Source organism: Kluyvera fluvialis, assembly GCF_059725275.1.
Window position 1 is genome coordinate 108,698 of sequence record NZ_AP046142.1, and the last position, 17,329, is coordinate 126,026.

A 17,329-nucleotide genomic window follows, 5' to 3' on the forward strand; every position below is an offset into this window, starting at 1 on the left:
AAAGCCATGAGTAAGAAGTTTCCAGACGGGTTTTTATGGGGCGGCGCGCTGGCGGCCAACCAGGTTGAAGGCGCGTGGCAGGAGGACGGCAAAGGAGTATCAACGTCTGACATGCTGCCAAACGGTATTTTCGGCGATGTGGTAGAGCGTGTGCCGGGCGAACGTAGGATCAAAGATGTCGCTATCGACTTCTATCATCGCTACCCGGAAGACATCGCCCTGTTCGCAGAAATGGGCTTCACCTGCCTGCGCGTGTCCATTGCCTGGACACGTATTTTCCCGCAGGGCGATGAGCTGGAGCCGAACGAAGCGGGGTTGGCCTGGTACGACGCGCTGTTTGATGAGCTGGCGCGCCACAATATTCAGCCGATGGTGACGCTTTCGCACTACGAGATGCCGTGGGGGCTGGTGGAGAACTACGGCGGCTGGGGCAACCGTAAGCTGATTACGTTCTTCGAACGCTATGCGCGCACGGTGTTCACCCGCTACCGCGACAAGGTGAAACTGTGGCTGACCTTTAATGAAATCAATATGTCGCTTCATGCGCCGCTGACCGGTGTGGGCCTGAAAGCGGGCTGCACCGAGGCTGAAATCTACCAGGCGATTCACCATCAACTGGTTGCCAGTGGGCTGGCGGTGAAAGCCTGTCACGAGATTATTGCGGATGCCAAAATTGGCAATATGCTGCTTGGCGGCCTGACCTATCCGCTCTCCTGTAAGCCAGCCGATGTGTTCTCCACCTTGCAGGAGAACCGTACCTGGCAGTTCTTCGGCGATGTGCAGTGCCGTGGCGCGTATCCTGGCTATATGCAGCGCTATTTCCGCGATAAAGGCATCACCCTGGATATCACCGAGGAAGACCACGACGCCCTGCGCCACACTATCGATTTTATCTCTTTCAGCTACTACATGACCGGTTGTGTTACCGCTGACTCTGATCTGGTGGAGAAACTGCGCGGTAATATTCTCGATATGGTTCCAAACCCGCATCTGGAAAGCTCCGAATGGGGCTGGCAGATTGACCCTCTGGGCCTGCGCACCCTGCTGAACGTGCTGTGGGATCGCTATCAGAAGCCGTTGTTTATCGTCGAAAATGGGCTTGGCGCACAGGATAAACCGGATGCCGATGGCCGCATTCGCGACGACTACCGCATCAGCTACCTCAACGACCATCTGGTGCAGGCGCGGGAAGCGATTGAAGACGGCGTGGAGCTGATGGGTTACACCTCGTGGGGGCCAATCGACCTTATCAGCGCGTCGAAAGCAGAAGTGGGCAAACGCTACGGTTTTATCTACGTAGACCTGCAACAGGACGGCAGCGGCACGTTAAACCGTAGCCGTAAAGAGAGTTTCTACTGGTATCAAGGCGTTATCGCGAGTCATGGTGAAACGCTGAAAGCGTAAAGGTTGGTGTATCGCGCGGTTTCGAAGAGGGGCCGCGCGGTTTTTCCCTCTAATGAACATGAGCCATTTACTCTTCTGTCTGTGGATATTTCCTCTCTGCCGCCGTTGTATTCACGTTTATTACCCTTTCAATTTGATGTCTGTCACAGCGCACTGAATCTTTGCTCCATATCGATGAAAAATTTTAAGTTTTAGCAATAAGTCGTCGATATTGAGTCATCAATGTATGAGATTCGCTTTCGCGATTTTATGCCATTACGCAATGACATAACGTGTCAGTATGAGGACGTAAAGTGTCGTTATTTTCAAGGGATGGTGAGGATAACAACGTGAGTAAAGCGGCAGGAGCTTATGACAAACTAGCGCAGCGTCTGGCAGAAACGCTCATCTTATTTCATCAGCAGGATCGAGTAACCCGCAGCCAGTTGGCCGATAAATTTTCGGTTTCTGAACGCACTATCTTTCGCGATCTTAGCCGCCTTAGCCCGATTGTTGAGCATATGGGAGAGGGGTGCTATCAGTTAACGCCACAATACCATCAGTCACTCAGAACCAGAGATATCCAGCAACTACTGGATATTTCTGGTGGGGCATCGGCCTTTGCCGGGCAGAACGCGTTGTTCTGGACGACGCTACTGCGATCCGATGGCATTCCACAATTTACGGTGAAGCCACTGGCTGCTGAGCATGAGATAGAAAATGCCACCTTATACAGTTTTGGTTTGCTGCAACAAGCTATCGCGGGACAGCACTGTTGCTCGTTTGTCTATAAAGGTAAGCCCCGTAAGGTTGAGCCTTACCGCTTAGTCAATGTGAAAAATATCTGGTATCTGGCCGCAATGGAGCAGGAAAATCTCAAGGGATTTTTACTGAGTGGCATCAAATGGCTGGCGGTCAGTAAAGAGACATTTACCCCTCAGACGCACATTCATCAGTGCATTGATGAAGAGGATGATGTCTGGTTTAGCCTGCATAAATTCCCCGTTCTTCTGCGTGTTTCTGCGACAGTAGCCGCCTATTTTCTACGTCGTAATGTCTTGCCGGGGCAAGTCATTGAAGCCCGGAATAGTGATGGCAGTTTGGATGTGACCTGCCGTATTGCTGATGAACGCCAGATTTTACCGATTGTGCGTTATTGGCTCCCCCATCTTCGCGTTCTTTCCCCTGGTTCACTTCAGCAAACGTTGAATACTCAGTTGCAGAACGCGCTAACTCAATTTTCCACCCCACTAGCAGAATCTGATAAGGAATAAAACGTGACTGAACAGGATACAGCGACCGCTTCCGTAGTAGGTGTCACTCCGCCAGCTCAGGACTATCTCGACCAGGAGAAACTGGCTGATGATATTCACACCGCATGGCTTGAAGAAGGGGGCGATCCAACGGCTACGGCTGCGCTCGTCAGACAGTTTGTAGAGGATGCTAGTCAACACCGTGATGCTGAACCGCTGGATTGGTTACAAACGCAATTCCGTCAACATGCTGAGCTGTGGCCGGATGACGCTGCGCTGGTACAAGATGCCAGAGAAATTGTGGAAACCGTACAACAGCAAGAGCGGCTGAATGCCTCTCTTGCTGGCTTTAAGCAACAAGGGAAAAGCCGGAATAACTGGCTTGGGAAAGAGCTACAGCAATCGGCGCATCGTCATGGTGCATTGAGCGTCGGAGACTACGGGCGAACGATAGATCAGGCTCTGATTAAGGCTAATGTCCTGATGCGCACCACGATTATGCGCAATGATGGGCAAATCAGTCAGGCGCTGAATCTGGATGGTTTTATTGCCGAAACACACCACGTGAATACGTTTAACGTCAATGCGGTGGCATCAGGTTCTGGCGCTCGGGCGGAGCTAGTGATTAGGCCAGGAAAGGCATTTGGTAAAAACTCGGTAGATATCCAGATAAAAGATGCCAGCGGTAGAGTTGTTCGCCGTTACCAGGCGAAATATGGCGCGGATGCCAATAGCACTGAAAAGCTTTTCGAAAAAGGTGATTACCGTGGGCAGGGCTCGCTTGTTCCAGAGGGCCATTCCTCGGAGATGCAGCGCAATGCGATAGAGACTATTGATTATGACGGCGTACATTCAGCGCCCTTGTCAAAAGAGGAAGCTAAACGCCTACGTGATGCTGCCCAAAAAGAACAGCTCATCGAGGAGCTTGATTGGCGGCAAGCCGATGCTCTGACGGTTGGGAAACGAATTGGTCAGACGGCGGTGATAGCGGCTGGGATGGGGGTTTGTTTCCAGGGCGGGCGTATTTTGGCTCGCCGTATATGGAACAACCTGACGGGGAAAGATAATGCCAGCGTGGCTGACGATGTTCAGGAGTTTGTTGAAGATTCGCTATCTACCGTGGGCAGCACATTGCTGACCGTGTCTACATCGGGCGCATTAATGGTGGCGGCTAAGCGTGGTCTTTTAGGGGGCGTGATGAAAAACACGCCAGCAGGCCGCATTGCGATGCTGGGAACGGTTATCGCCGGAAACATGAAGACGCTTTATGAACTGGCTCGTGGGCGTATTTCCAAAGAAGAGGCGTTAGATAAAGTCGCTGATACCAGTATCACTACGCTTGCCGGTCTGGCTGGCGGTAGCGGTGGGGCATCGCTGGGCGCATCTATCGGAACCGTGTTCGGCCCGATAGGCACGCTAGTGGGGGGATTGGCTGGTGGGATTGTGGGCGGCATGTTGGGGAGCACTATTGGAAGCCAGGTCTATCAGGCAAGTAAAACCTTAGCAAAATCCGCATGGTCAACGGTTAAGAGCACCACTTCAGCCATAGGCCGTGGTATTGCTAATACAGCGCGTTCTGTATGCGGTTTACTCAGTAGCTGGTTGTAATTAAAAAGGACTTATGATGGACAGTATATTAGCGACGCGTCTGGTGAAATGGCTGCGTGCCGGGCATCCTGGTTTTTATCTGAATAGCGCTGAAGATGAGCGCACGGATTCCCTGCTGGCGGCTGTGGCGGAGCAGACTCACTGCCACCTGCGGGAGTGGAATCTGGCCTGGGGATGGGTGAATTTTCAGACTCGCGCACCTCTGGCGGCTGCAAGCAATATCACTCCACAGGCTGACAATATGTTGGCCGACTTATTAGATGATGACCTGGAAAATACCATTCTGGTCTTCCGTAACATTCGCACGATTCTCGACTCATCTCCTTTAGTGGCTGCCCGTTTGCAGCATCTACTGTTACGAATTCAGCGTCACCATCGGGGAGAGTGCTGCGTTGTTTGTGTGGATGATCAAGTCGCCATTCCGTCATTGATAGAGCCGCTTATTACTCGGGTTGAATTACCGCTGCCCCGCCGTGATGCCATTCGCCAACTGGCGGAAAAGTTTTCCCAACAGCGCGGGCTGGACGTTCCAGAGGCGCGGCTTAACCGTATTGGCACAATGCTGACCGGCCTGACATCCGGGCAGGTTAGCCTGTCCTTGTCGGTCGCACTAGAAGAGCACGGCTCACTGGATGAAGCCGCGCTGGCAACGTTACTCAAGGAAAAAGAGCAGATTATTGGTAAAAGTGGCGTGCTGGAGATGGTAAAAGTCAGGGAAAACCTGGCGGATATCGGCGGGCTGGAAAACCTAAAGAAATGGCTGGAGCGTAAGGCGGCAATACTTCATCGCCTGACGGAGGCTGAGCAAGCCGGTTTGCAAGCGCCAAAAGGGGTACTCGTTGCCGGAATGCCGGGTTGTGGTAAGTCGCTGACCGCCAAAGCGGTGGCTAATCTCTTCCAGCTACCTCTGTTGCGCCTCGATATCGGCTCTCTATTAGGGAAATATGTCGGGGAAAGCGAGCACAATATGCGCCGGGCCCTGGCGATGGCCGAAACGATCAGCCCTTGTGTTTTGTGGGTGGATGAGCTGGAAAAAGCCTTCGTTGGCATTGGTGGTAGTAATACTTCGGAGGTCACTTCACGTCTGTTGGGATATTTCCTGACCTGGATGCAGGAGAAAACCGAAGCCGTATTTGTTGTTGCTACCGCCAATAACGTCACTGCGTTGCCGCCGGAATTGCTGCGTAAAGGCCGTTTTGATGATGTGTTTTACGTGGGCTTCCCGTACCTGGCAGAGCGCAAAGCCATTCTTGCTATCCACTTGAAAACGGTGTGGAACACCTTTTCTGCGGAACAGCAGCAGCAGTTGGCTGTGCGCTGCCGTAACTTTGCCGGTGCTGATATTCAGAATGCGATTAACGAGGCACGAGAAAAAGCGTTTCTTGATGGCGTTAGCGTTGATTATTCGCGTGTTTGGCAGGCGCTGGAAAACACCGTACCGCTGCGGGAGACGCTGCGTGATCAGGTTAGTCAGTACGAAACGTTATTTGAGAAAATGAAGCTAAAGGCCGCTTCTCGTATCGATGGCCTCAGCCTGGCGCAGATGATTTCGCTGGCGGATGACACCAACCCGCATGAGCGTTTGAAAGTGGCGCAAGATGAAGAGTGTAGCGAGGATTTACTGGAAAAACTGGCCAAAGACAGTTATCTGGCGGTGCGTAAAGCGGTGTATCAGAACCCAAACTGTAGTACGCGTATTCTGTCTGCCTGCATAGCACCAGCAGAAACCGGGGATCAAAAAGATAAAGATATGTTAGCCGTGGCCTGTGTTCACCATAATGCCCCGGAAAACCTGTTAATTTCCCTGATCCAGAAAGGGAAGTTGGCAAATGATGTTTTGTTGGAGTTGGTAGCAAAACCGCACTGCAAAGCGGATCTACTGAGCTGTCTTATGGCGCAGAAAAATACGGCGCTACAGCGCAGCGTGTTACGTCATGCCAATTGCCCGGTAGATATCTGCAACGAGCATCTTCATCACTCACAGGCTGTATTCCGTGCTGCACTGGCGCTCAACCCATCGTTGAATAAGGAACAGCAGCAAGTCTTAGTTGCTGATAAGAATAAAACGGTACGTATCGCGTTGGCGCAAAATATGGCGCTGGAAGAAGAGATTATTACGACGCTGAAGCGGGATAGTGACCTTTCGGTGGTTACGGCGCTGGAAGAGACTCGGCGTACCGCTAACGCCGAAACACACTCGAAGCCGGAGGAAAAAAACCACGAGGTTGACCTCCTGACACAGATAAAACAAGGCAGTGTTCAAAAACTGCTGTCTTTGGCATCCCGACAGTATTTGCCTGAGCAGGCACAAAATTATATTGCGACACATATTACCAATGAGGCCGTACTGGTGACATTAGCCAGTAATCCGACATTGCATGATCAGGTGCAGTATATTCTTGCGAGCGAAGGAAGCCCTGATGTCCGCACCGCATTGGCAGTCAACTCGGCCTTGAGTTCAGAGTTACAAAAGTACTTGTTTGACGTTGGGCAGACTGAAACCAAACGGGCCTTGATGAGTAACACCGCATTGAGCGAAGAAGTACAGTTAATTGCCCTGGAATGCGCAGACTACGATATCGATTATGTACTGTTACGTAATCCCAATATTAGTGCGGATATTCAGCATCGCGTTATGAGATTTAGTTTTACTCGTGGTTTAAGTAAATGCTTCTTAGCGATGAATTCCGCATTAAGCGAAGATATATTAAAGTTGTTGTCAGCCGATGCCTTTATTGATTCTTTGTTCAAGTATAGTGGGGTGTATTCTGAAAGCAAATACACATTAAGAAGCTGCATATTGTCGAATCCTAATATATCTAAGCCGTTAGCGGCAGAACTGATGAAAAACTTTGATATGTTGGATTACCTCGAGCCTGATATTATTGTGGGGATGTTAGCTAACCCAGGGTTTAATGAGGATGATTTTAAACGAGTCTTTACTTCATCTCGTGGCTATTATCACTTTGGTTTAGCTGATAGCTATTATGATATCCTTTCAGCATTGGCAAAATCTCATCTGCTCGCGGAGAAAAAACAGGCGTTTTTAATCGATGAGTTTAATGATTTAATAGATGATGATAATTGTAAGGTGATTTACGCGCTAACCAAAAATGCCGTTATTGCCCCAGCCTGTCAGGCCATTCTATTACATAACGGGGATGCCAATGTTGTAATGAATCTCCTGTGTAATGAAGGATGTACGCCAAGAACGAAGCAAAGTATTATCGAGCGAATTAAAGTTGATTCTGCTTTCCAGTCACTGTTCTCTTTAACAATAGATACGCGTGAAGTTGAGCTGGAAAGAAGAAAGGAACAGTTCAGAGACGCAGGGCGTTTGTTATCGGATGATGGAATGATTGTCGATATTAAAACTATAGTGGATGTTTTCGATAACGACGAAACCGATCGATTGCTAACGAATATTAAGTTGTTAAAAGAAGTCCTCGAACAAGCCAGCTAATCATCATCTAAATAGAGCGATATACAATGTCGCTCTATTTTTCATATTGCGATTAAATTGGCGACTCACAGGAGTCGTATTGGATACTTAACTTATTGATCCAATATTGATGCTTTGTACTGAATAAATGAGTAACCACCCGAAATGATTTTGCTTATGGGATTTTGGGGCATTCTGAGCTACAAAACCTTTGATCAGATATTCCTGGAGCATCTGGGTGGCCCACTGGCGGAACTGAGTGCCTCGTGGCGAGCGGACACGATAGCCAACGGCGAGGATTAAAGGCAGGCTGTAATGTAGTCTGTTGCGACTTACCTGACGACGACCTTCCTGCTGAACCTGTAAGTAAGACTTACAGGTTGCGTTTTGTTCAAGCTCACCTTCTTTATCGATTGCTTTAATATGCTGTGTAACGGCTTGCGGGGTTATCTGATAAAGATTTACGATGGTTGCCTGAGGGAGCCATAGAGTTTCTTGTTCAAAGCGGCATTCAACACGTATTTTGCCATTATCGCTGGCAAACATAATGAATTCGCCTGCTGAGGATGGGATTAAGTGTTCCGCCTCCACATTAATTCGATGTTCAACGCTGTATTGCGCTTAGTACGCCAGAGATCGACACCGATGCTGATTATATGAAAGCGGTTTTGCGAGCACCATTCCAGGCCATCTGGAATCAGTGTGTGATCGCCAGCGCTCCCTCAATCCCTTTCAGCTTCGCTTGTGCCTGTTTTAATTCCTTCAGCAACCGCTGTTCCTGCTCGTTGTACGCTACCAGAACAATGCACCCGTCCATGACTTTGGGTGTCAGTTGTTGCCCGGTTTCAAACCCTGCGACGCGGAGCCACTTCCCCGAAAGGATGATGTGCGGTGTCGTTTTGTCGTGAACCTGCGGGCGATATCCCACAATTATTGTGCGCTCGGTTCCTGTTGCGGCGGTGTCTGGGGTAGAATGCGAATCAGCCATAATCAACTCCTTGATAGTTGGTGAGGTTAGCTCTCGCCGGGTACTGCGAATACCAGGCGAGGGCGTTTATAAGTCAGGTCGCCAGATAAAAAGGTACGTACCTGATTGGTGGTATACTGCTCTTATAGGTACGTACATGTCAACAGCTAAACGCGACCCAAATCAGTCTAAATCCGGAAAAGCACCAACTTTCCAGATTCGTATCACACCCGAGTTAAAGGCGCAGTTCGAGGCTGCGGCAAAGGCAGAGGGGATGAGTTTGGGGAATTGGTTGAAAAACCTTGGCAGAGAGGAAATTAAAAGAATCAATGCTGCTCACTTTCTAAAAGAAACAAAAGAATAGGCACAGAAAAATTGTGCTGTGCCTTGCTTAATCATTATTTTAATATTTTTGGATTAAGCCAGTTCCATTTTATATTTTCAAATTCATCTGACTGAGTAATTTGACAATTAATAAACTTAGAAATATTAGGGATATTGAACCTCAATAAATCAATGTCTGTCTGGTTTAGCTTAAACTTAAAAATGTTGTTTTCTAATGAAAAACTATCAAAAGATTTTGCGCTGATAGTCACTGTGTATTCACCTGGTTTCCACCAAAAAAAATTATTCCTTGATGCCACTAGTTTATGGTATTGCTCTGACTCCATTGTTTCTTTAGAAAAATCTGATGACGATTTACTTTTAAGAAAATTTATATGATATAATAATTCATTTTGTAACGATAAGTCTTTCTCATGAAATTTTGGTTTTTGAAATTTAATAAATTTTTCTGTTAGCAGATCTTGGAAAAGGTTTATTGCAATCGCAGGGTAATCTTTTGTAATATACTGTTTATTTCCATTATTATCACTGATCTCACTTTGCATTTCAGTAATACCAACCCATCTTAAAATATGAATATCACCATCAGTATGTTTTATTTCAACTGAAAGATCTTCAATTAATAATGGTTTTTTCTTAGAAAGAAGACTCATTCTTAAATTAAATATGGGTCCAAAAGAGGTATAACTAAGTTCAACAGTATTGTTATAATAAAATCTCAGCTTTGGCTTGGTAATGAATTTATAAAAAATATGAACTATTTGAGGTAGCCAAGCGGCTGCACCGATATATGCAACTATATCTCCTGAACTCATGTTCTTATCTCCGATCTTGAATTAATAGCCATCAGTGGTAACTTATAGGAAATAATACAAATCTAACACTAAAAGAATACTATGCGATAGGTATATTTTAGGTATTATTATAAAGATTGTTAGAAAGGTGTTTTAAATTTTGGCGGAAGATCACAGGAGTCGAACCTGCCCGGGACCGCTGGCGGCCCCAACTGGATTTGAAGTCCAGCCGCCTCACCGGAGACGACGATCTTCCGCGCCTACACTGCTACATGGAGGCGGGCGCATTATAGCTACTTTCAACCATTTACCACATCCCCCATGGGCAAATATTTCTCTCCTCAATGTCTGCCTTTCAACAGATAAAAATAAACCCCTTTCTTTTCCAATGGTTACATTGTGTCAGGCGCGAAAGCGTGGTGATTGATCGCGTGCCTGGTCTGGCTCTCCGTGTGAAAACGGCGGCAATCACCAGGTATTTGGTTACGTAATAGGCTTTGGGGAGCTGTTTTTTCATCCGCTGTCCACTCTCGCGTACGGCGTGAACATACCTGAACACATGGTTAAGTACGCTAGCTATCGGGGATTTTTTGCAACGGAGATTAACGATAAATCAGGATGACATTCTGGAGGCAGAAAAACGCATTTTGGCGGAGACCGCAGGAGTCGAACCTGCCGGGAGCCATTGACGGCTGCCACTGGAAATGAAGTCCAATCGTCTCACCGGAGACGACGATCTTCCGCGCCTACATTGCTACATGGAGGCGGGGCGCATTATAGCTACTTTCAATCGCTTGCCACATATTTACTTACGTTTTCATTCATATTTTTTATGTATCCCATGCCTTACTGCTAAAAAAATATAAAAAATCATCAAGTTACACGTTAGTACATTCTGCCAGCCAACCCAGATCACAGAAAATAAGAAACATAATTTGATAACGAGAAAACGCAATTCACCTCATGGCCTGGATGGTTTACAAAGCGGGTAACCGTGGACTCGGTGCAACGGGTTTGAAAGAGGGAGAGAGGCGTTTTGCGCTCGCTCGTGGTTCTCATTTGGTCTGCCACGATGTCCAACACCGCCGATGATGGCGATTAGCTATCTGCTCAGCGCCAGGGTGACGCAACCAGCAGAATTAAGAGGACGAATTATGAAAATCAGTGATGGAAACTGGCTGATCCAACCAGGGCTTAATTTAATCAACCCGGTTCAGGTTTTTGATGTTGAGCAGCATGGCAACGAGATGGTGGTCTACGTTGCCCCGCGCGATGTCCGTGAGCGAGCGTGGCAACTGGACACCACGATGTTTACCCTGCGCCTGTTTTCTCCTCAGGAAGGCGTGGTGGGCGTGCGTATTGAACACTTCCAGGGGGCGCTGGACAAAGGCCCGCATTATCCGCTGAATGTGCAAAAAGATGTGCCGGTTGAGATGCAGAACACCGCCGAGTTTGCCGAGCTGAAAAGCGGCAACCTGAGCGTGCGTGTCACCAAAGGTGAATTCTGGTCGCTGGATTTCCTGCGCAACGGCACTCGCATTACCGGTAGCCAACTGAAAAACAATGGCTATGTGCAAGACAGCCACACCAACCGTAACTACATGTTCGAACGCCTCGACTTAGGCGTGGGCGAAACCGTGTACGGCCTTGGCGAGCGCTTTACCGCGCTGGTGCGCAACGGGCAGAATGTTGAAACGTGGAACCGCGATGGCGGCACGAGTACCGAGCAATCTTATAAAAATATCCCGTTCTACCTGACTAACCGTGGCTATGGCGTGTTGGTAAACCACCCGCAAAATGTCTCGTTCGAGATTGGCTCTGAGAAAGTCTCTAAAGTGCAGTTCAGCGTTGAAGGCGAGTATCTGGAATATTTCGTTATCGACGGCCCAACCCCGAAAGAGGTGCTGAACCGCTATACCCAATTCACCGGCCGCCCTGCGCTGCCGCCAGCCTGGTCCTTCGGCCTGTGGCTGACCACGTCGTTCACCACCAACTATGACGAAGCCACGGTGAACAGCTTTATCGACGGCATGGCAGAACGCCAACTGCCGCTGCACGTGTTCCACTTCGACTGCTTCTGGATGAAAGCCTTCCAGTGGTGTGATTTTGAATGGGACCCGCTCACCTTCCCGGACCCGCAAGGTATGATCCAACGCCTGAAAGAAAAAGGGCTGAAAGTGTGCGTGTGGATTAACCCGTACATTGGTCAAAAATCGCCGGTTTTCCAGGAGCTAAAAGAGAAAGGGTATCTGCTTAAACGCCCTGATGGCGCAATTTGGCAGTGGGATAAATGGCAGCCGGGGTTGGCGATTTATGACTTCACTAATCCCGACGCCTGCAAATGGTACGCCGACAAGCTGAAAGGCCTGGTGGCGATGGGGGTGGACTGCTTCAAAACGGACTTTGGCGAGCGTATCCCGACTGATGTACGTTGGTTTAATGACGCTGACCCGCAGAAAATGCATAACCATTACGCCTACATCTACAACGAAATGGTGTGGAACGTGCTGAAAGAGACTGTCGGCGTGGAAGAAGCGGTGCTGTTTGCTCGCTCTGCCTCTGTGGGCGCGCAAAAATTCCCGGTGCACTGGGGCGGCGACTGCTACGCCAACTACGAATCAATGGCGGAAAGCCTGCGCGGCGGCCTGTCTATTGGCCTGTCTGGCTTTGGTTTCTGGAGCCACGATATTGGCGGCTTCGAAAACACCGCGCCAGCGGATGTCTACAAGCGCTGGTGTGCGTTTGGCCTGTTCTCCAGCCACAGCCGTTTGCACGGCAGCAAATCTTACCGTGTGCCGTGGGCGTATGACGAAGAGTCTTGCGACGTAGTGCGTTACTTCACCGAACTGAAATGCCGCATGATGCCGTATCTGTATCGCCAGGCGGCGCTGGCTAACGAGCACGGTACGCCGATGCTGCGCGCCATGATGCTGGAATTCCCGGACGATCCGGCCTGTGATTACCTTGACCGCCAGTACATGCTGGGAGATTCGCTGGCGGTTGCTCCGGTGTTCTCGGCTGCGGGTGACGTACAGTTCTACCTGCCGCAAGGGCGCTGGGCAATAATAACCAGAAGCCGGACTATGCGTGGCATGAAGGTACGGCGTTCCAGTTGTTCCATCTGGATGATGGGCGCGAAGCGCTGTGCGACGTCCCAGCGGCAGACGGTTCCGTTATTTATACGCTGAAAGCGAAACGCCAGGGCAATACCATTACCGTGAAAGGATGCGGCAAAGCCAGCGGCTGGACGCTGTGCCTGCGCAATATCCCGCAAGTTGCTGGTGTGCAGGGCGGCAGCCACGCAGGGAGTGAGCTGGGGGCTGTTGTAACCGCGCAAGGCGATGAGTTGGTGATTACGCTGTAAATAATAGCTTTAATAGCAAACCCCTTCTTGTGTCATCAGAAGGGGTTTTTATTTCGTAGGCGTAATAGAAATATACCGTTTGTAGGCCGGATAAGCGCTATCTGGAAATATCGCTGCCATGCCTGATAATGGTGACAAAACATTAACCTGCGTTTTAAAATTGATTGGGAATATCATTATTATATTTATCTGATTAATAAATTATGTCAACGCTCACTCCTCACGATAAAGTGACTTATTCCACAATTATATTTTTTGAATAATCGTACAATGAGCACTTTTTGCGGGAGGCGACAATGGATCTGGAAAGCATTTTTCGTGAAGCTAAACTGAGCAAAACGGATATGACCGTTTTGCGTTTTATTCAAAACGATCCTGAATTATGTATTCGCAGTGGGATCAGGGCGGTTGCGGCACAATGCTATAGTAATCCATCTTCATTAGTGCGGTTGGCAAAAAAACTAAAATTTGGTGGTTGGTTAGAGTTGGTCTATTTTATCAAATTTAATATAACCATGCCGAAATTAGATGTGACGAATGATATTAACTATATGAACATCCAGCCAATGGAAAACCTCTCTCCTTTCCTTCAGCGTTTGCGAAATGAACGGATACTGATCCATGGTAGTGGTTTCTCTCAGTTGATTGCACAATATATCTATAATAAATTTCTTGTTATTGGTATTAATGTAAATCTGGCATTGTGGCCTGATTATGAAATTCTGGAACAGAAATCATCGTCTAAATTTGATTCTATCTGGTTAATTTCAAAATCGGGGCGTAGCAGTTCGGCGTTAAACTGGGTGAAGGCTTTAGAGGGGAAAGAGACAAACCTTGTCTGTTTCACTGGTGATTATCAAAGCCCGCTTGCGCAGTCGGCCGATATGTCATTCATTATTCATGACCCACAGAAATTTGATGATGATATCTACTGGAGTAACCCGTTTTTTGGCTATTGCATACTGGGCTTTGAAAGGCTGTTGAAAATGTGGTTTGTACAGGAAAATTCGGGAGCGGCGAGCGCCCCCTTTAGCGTTATTGCCAATCCTGGAAACGAGGATCATCCAGATACGCCGTAACCAGTTGCGTTGCCAGCGACCAGGAACCTACCAGCGGGTGCGCCATGAGTGCTCGTATAGCCAGTGATTTATCACGTTGCAGAATTGCCGCGACGGCGAGCCGCTCGTACTCTTTCACGTTGGCGATCATGTTTTTCTGAGCCGTAGGTACATATTTCGGGGTGACCGGTTTAAGGCCGTCTTTACTGAGATCGCAGCTAATTTCTATCACATCATCAGGACGTAGGAAATCAAGAGTATTGTTGTTGGATATTGAGACTACAATGCGCTTGGTTGTTGTGCTATTCACCGCTTCCAGAATATCCAGCGCGACGCCCGCATAGCCGCCGGTATCCGGTTCTTCAATAAACTGGCGTAGCGTTAGTGGTTCCCTGGTATTGAATTTTTCCTGCTGGGATTCATTTTGCATATAGCTATTTTCCCGACGCAGGTAGTGTTTCATCCAGATATCAAAGGCCATTTCTGGGTTGGTTTTAACGTCAATCGTTCGCAACTCTTCACGCATATCATGATTGATACGAGCAATCTGCTCACCTCGTGTTTCCGGCGAGTCTTGAATCGCTTTTAAAGCGACTTCACGATAGTAGTAATAATAGAGATATTCATTAAGCAGTTGCTTATCACACAGTTGAACTAGCTCTGGTGAGAAGTATTGCATGGCGGTCTTATGATAGAGACTTGGGTTGGCAACCAAACTGTCGGTGACATCTTCGCCGCGCACGGTAAAGTGAGTAAACCACGAGAAATGGTTCAGGCCATAGCATTCGACACTCAACTCACTCTCATCACAATTCAAGATTCCTGGTAGCTCTCGAATTAATTCCGAGGGGGCATCACAAATGCCGTAGACGCGGCGCTTGAACCCAGACTTAATAATGGCTTCAGTAACCAGGCCTGATGGATTGGTAAAGTTGAACAGGATGGCATCTTCAGCGGCATATTCTTCAATAAGACGGCAGTAATGTAAAATGGCCGGTATTGAGCGCATTGCCATAGCAAAACCGCCTGCCCCTGTTGTTTCCTGGCCCAGCGTGTTGTGTTCAAGCGCGATTCGTTCATCGTTTACACGGCTGGTATCGCCGCCTACCCGCAATGTGGTTATCACATAATTTGTGCCCTGCAACGCGGATATAGGATCACTGGTAAGATTAAATTTAATATCCGGACGAATGGTATTAAATATGTAGCGAGCTATTTCGCCAAACATGGCTAAGTTGTCAACTGAATCATCAAGGAATACAACTTCTTCTAATCCAATACGATGGGCATTATAGGCTAATGATTTTGCTAAGAATGCGGAGCGAACCCCACCGCCACCTAATACAGTTAATTTCATATCTCTTTCCTCTTAATTATTTTCTAGCCAGCTATCAACTTTAGAGCGGATCTGCCCAACTTTAACGCCATAGATAACTTGAACTTCGTTTTTATTGCGCACCACGCCATTGGCTCCGGTGCTTTTCAATATGGCATCATCCACTTTTCCCATATCGCGAATAGCAACACGTAAGCGAGTGAAACAGTTATCAACGGAGATGATATTTTCTTTTCCACCAAGCCCATTAATAATGTCATCAGTGGAATTTTGCGGCGAATTAACTTTATTGCGATAATCTTCCTTGCTGTAGAGTTTTACTTCGTCATCATCTTCCCGACCAGGGGTTTTCAAATTCAGTTTGGTCACGAGCGTACGGAAAATAGCGTAGTAAACGGCAAATTGACCTATCCCGATTAACACATATCCAGGCCAACGGGTGAGAGAGACAGGCAGCGGAAGGTTATAGACGAGAAATTCAATTAATCCAGATGCACCCCAGGGTCTAACGGAGAATATGTCACAAATAGCTTGCGAAGCTGCCGTTAAAGTGGCGTGAATCACCCAGAGTAATGGCGAAATAAAAAGGAACGTAAACTCAATTGGCTCAGTGATACCGGTCAGCATTGAGGTGATAATCGCGGGTAGCAGGATGGCTTTTGCCATCATTTTCTTTTCAGGTTTGGCCGTGTGATAAAAGGCGAGCGCAGCACCGGCCAGGCCAAAAATAGTCGTCATCCCTTGCTGTGAAAAACGTAATGCATCATTCATTACGGGGGTGAGATCGGGGTGGCGCATGTAAGCCAGGAAAATAGCCTGTGTACCAGAAACCACTTGTCCATCAACGCTGATGGAGCCACCAATCTGAGTCAGTTGGAACGGAGACCATACGAAATGGTGTAGCCCTGTGGGGATGAGGAATTTTTCGAAGAAACCAAAGACAAAAACGCCTGCGACACCGGCATTTTTCATAAAGCCAGTGAGTGCCGTGATGCCGTGAGTGACAACAGGCCAGATCTGAGTAAAGGCGATGGCGTAGATAATTACGACAGGCGTCATTGCAATCAATGTCAGTTTTGCACCGCCGTACATCGAGAGCGCGCCGGGTAATTCAATGGTTGAGACTTTATTGTGTACCCAGGCAATCGTGCAGCCAAGAATAATGCCAAGGAATATCCCCATATCGACGACGACAAAGCCTAATTGCTGAGTTTGTCCGGTTCCGTAATATTCGCCATTAATCTTTTCGGCTATTTGATGTGTATATTCCAACCATGAATGGTTAGCACCTAAAAACATGATAAAACACATTACGGAGACTAATGCGACTTCGGTCTTTTTATCTTTTGCCAGACCATAACTGATGCCTACACAAAAGAGTAGCCCTAGATTGCCGAATAAGGGCCAAAAAGTATCCCCTAATAATTGACCAAACTGATGTAGGAAATTTGTTTCAGAAATAAGCGTGGGATTGGTTAATACAGAGCTAATGGCAAGAATCAATCCAATGACGGGTAGGAATAATACCGCGCCGATCATTGCTCTGGAGAACTTTTGCATATTCTCCAGAATACGTTGGCGTATTAATGACATAGTCATTCCTTTAAGTTATGTAGGATATTTTTAATTTGTTTTATATGCTTCCAGCTATGTGGTTATAACAACCTTAATGCGTTAAGAAAACCTGTTGCAGAAAATAGGTACGAACGACCGCGAAATGCAAACAGGTTTCGTTTTTCTGAAGGGGCAATAAAAAAACAGGCTCTCATTATATGAGAG

12 protein-coding genes, 2 tRNA genes and 1 pseudogene are annotated in these 17,329 nt (G+C 47.8%); 8 read left to right on the forward strand and 7 right to left on the reverse strand.

The features are described from left to right. The first annotated feature begins 6 nt into the window (after positions 1-6). The 4 genes from AC6I4B_RS00545 to AC6I4B_RS00560 all read left to right on the forward strand — a co-directional run bounded on the left by AC6I4B_RS00545 (position 7) and on the right by AC6I4B_RS00560 (position 7,707). Positions 7-1,404 carry a glycoside hydrolase family 1 protein gene (locus tag AC6I4B_RS00545; RefSeq protein ID WP_497768704.1) on the forward strand — a complete coding sequence of 466 codons (1,398 nt, stop codon included), beginning with the start codon at positions 7-9 and terminating at the stop codon, positions 1,402-1,404. Positions 1,405-1,733: 329 nt separating this feature from the next. Next, positions 1,734-2,657: a helix-turn-helix transcriptional regulator gene (locus tag AC6I4B_RS00550; RefSeq protein ID WP_497768705.1), complete on the forward strand. Its 924-nt coding sequence runs from the start codon at positions 1,734-1,736 to the stop codon at positions 2,655-2,657. Between the two features lie 3 nt (positions 2,658-2,660). Next, positions 2,661-4,244, forward strand: a complete 1,584-nt coding sequence (locus AC6I4B_RS00555; RefSeq protein WP_497768706.1) for a glycine zipper domain-containing protein — start codon at positions 2,661-2,663, stop codon at positions 4,242-4,244. Between the two features lie 13 nt (positions 4,245-4,257). Further along, entirely contained in the window at positions 4,258-7,707 is a 3,450-nt protein-coding gene (locus AC6I4B_RS00560; protein WP_497768707.1) for an AAA family ATPase, read from the forward strand. A 180-nt stretch (positions 7,708-7,887) separates the two neighbouring features. On the opposite strand, the pseudogene AC6I4B_RS00565 reads toward AC6I4B_RS00560, so the two are convergent. Continuing rightward, positions 7,888-8,232: pseudogene (locus tag AC6I4B_RS00565) on the reverse strand (virulence RhuM family protein); the annotation flags it as partial. A 151-nt stretch (positions 8,233-8,383) separates the two neighbouring features. Further along, positions 8,384-8,674 (reverse strand): SymE family type I addiction module toxin, encoded by a 291-nt coding sequence (locus AC6I4B_RS00570; RefSeq protein WP_497768709.1) that lies wholly within the window; start codon positions 8,672-8,674, stop codon positions 8,384-8,386. 136 nt (positions 8,675-8,810) lie between these two features. Between AC6I4B_RS00570 and AC6I4B_RS00575 the strand changes: the two genes are divergently transcribed. Continuing rightward, on the forward strand, positions 8,811-9,017 hold the full coding sequence (locus tag AC6I4B_RS00575) for a toxin-antitoxin system HicB family antitoxin (RefSeq protein ID WP_131405440.1): 207 nt from the start codon (positions 8,811-8,813) through the stop codon (positions 9,015-9,017). A 34-nt stretch (positions 9,018-9,051) separates the two neighbouring features. On the opposite strand, the gene AC6I4B_RS00580 is transcribed toward AC6I4B_RS00575, so the two are convergent. The 3 genes from AC6I4B_RS00580 to AC6I4B_RS00590 all read right to left on the reverse strand — a co-directional run bounded on the left by AC6I4B_RS00580 (position 9,052) and on the right by AC6I4B_RS00590 (position 10,534). Next, positions 9,052-9,813: a hypothetical protein gene (locus AC6I4B_RS00580; RefSeq protein ID WP_497768710.1), complete on the reverse strand. Its 762-nt coding sequence runs from the start codon at positions 9,811-9,813 to the stop codon at positions 9,052-9,054. 140 nt (positions 9,814-9,953) lie between these two features. Then, a tRNA-Sec gene (locus tag AC6I4B_RS00585) sits at positions 9,954-10,048 on the reverse strand. A 392-nt stretch (positions 10,049-10,440) separates the two neighbouring features. Then, positions 10,441-10,534, reverse strand: a tRNA-Sec gene (locus AC6I4B_RS00590). Between the two features lie 412 nt (positions 10,535-10,946). Here AC6I4B_RS00590 and yicI point away from each other — a divergent pair. The 3 genes from yicI (at position 10,947) to AC6I4B_RS00605 (ending at position 14,235) form a co-directional block, all read left to right on the forward strand. Beyond that, positions 10,947-12,980, forward strand: coding sequence for an alpha-xylosidase (gene yicI, locus AC6I4B_RS00595; RefSeq protein WP_497768712.1), 2,034 nt, complete (start codon positions 10,947-10,949; stop codon positions 12,978-12,980). Then, positions 12,905-13,156 (forward strand): hypothetical protein, encoded by a 252-nt coding sequence (locus AC6I4B_RS00600; RefSeq protein WP_497768714.1) that lies wholly within the window; start codon positions 12,905-12,907, stop codon positions 13,154-13,156. Before yicI ends, AC6I4B_RS00600 begins: the two co-directional genes overlap by 76 nt. 296 nt (positions 13,157-13,452) lie before the next feature. Beyond that, positions 13,453-14,235, forward strand: coding sequence for a MurR/RpiR family transcriptional regulator (locus tag AC6I4B_RS00605; protein ID WP_497768716.1), 783 nt, complete (start codon positions 13,453-13,455; stop codon positions 14,233-14,235). Here the strand turns inward: AC6I4B_RS00605 and AC6I4B_RS00610 are convergent. Beyond that, positions 14,192-15,571: a family 4 glycosyl hydrolase gene (locus AC6I4B_RS00610; protein WP_497768717.1), complete on the reverse strand. Its 1,380-nt coding sequence runs from the start codon at positions 15,569-15,571 to the stop codon at positions 14,192-14,194. The two genes, AC6I4B_RS00605 and AC6I4B_RS00610, sit on opposite strands and share 44 nt — an antisense overlap. A 12-nt stretch (positions 15,572-15,583) precedes the next feature. Beyond that, complete coding sequence (locus AC6I4B_RS00615) at positions 15,584-17,143, reverse strand: PTS transporter subunit EIIC (RefSeq protein ID WP_497768719.1); 1,560 nt, start codon at positions 17,141-17,143, stop codon at positions 15,584-15,586. Positions 17,144-17,329 lie beyond the last annotated feature (186 nt).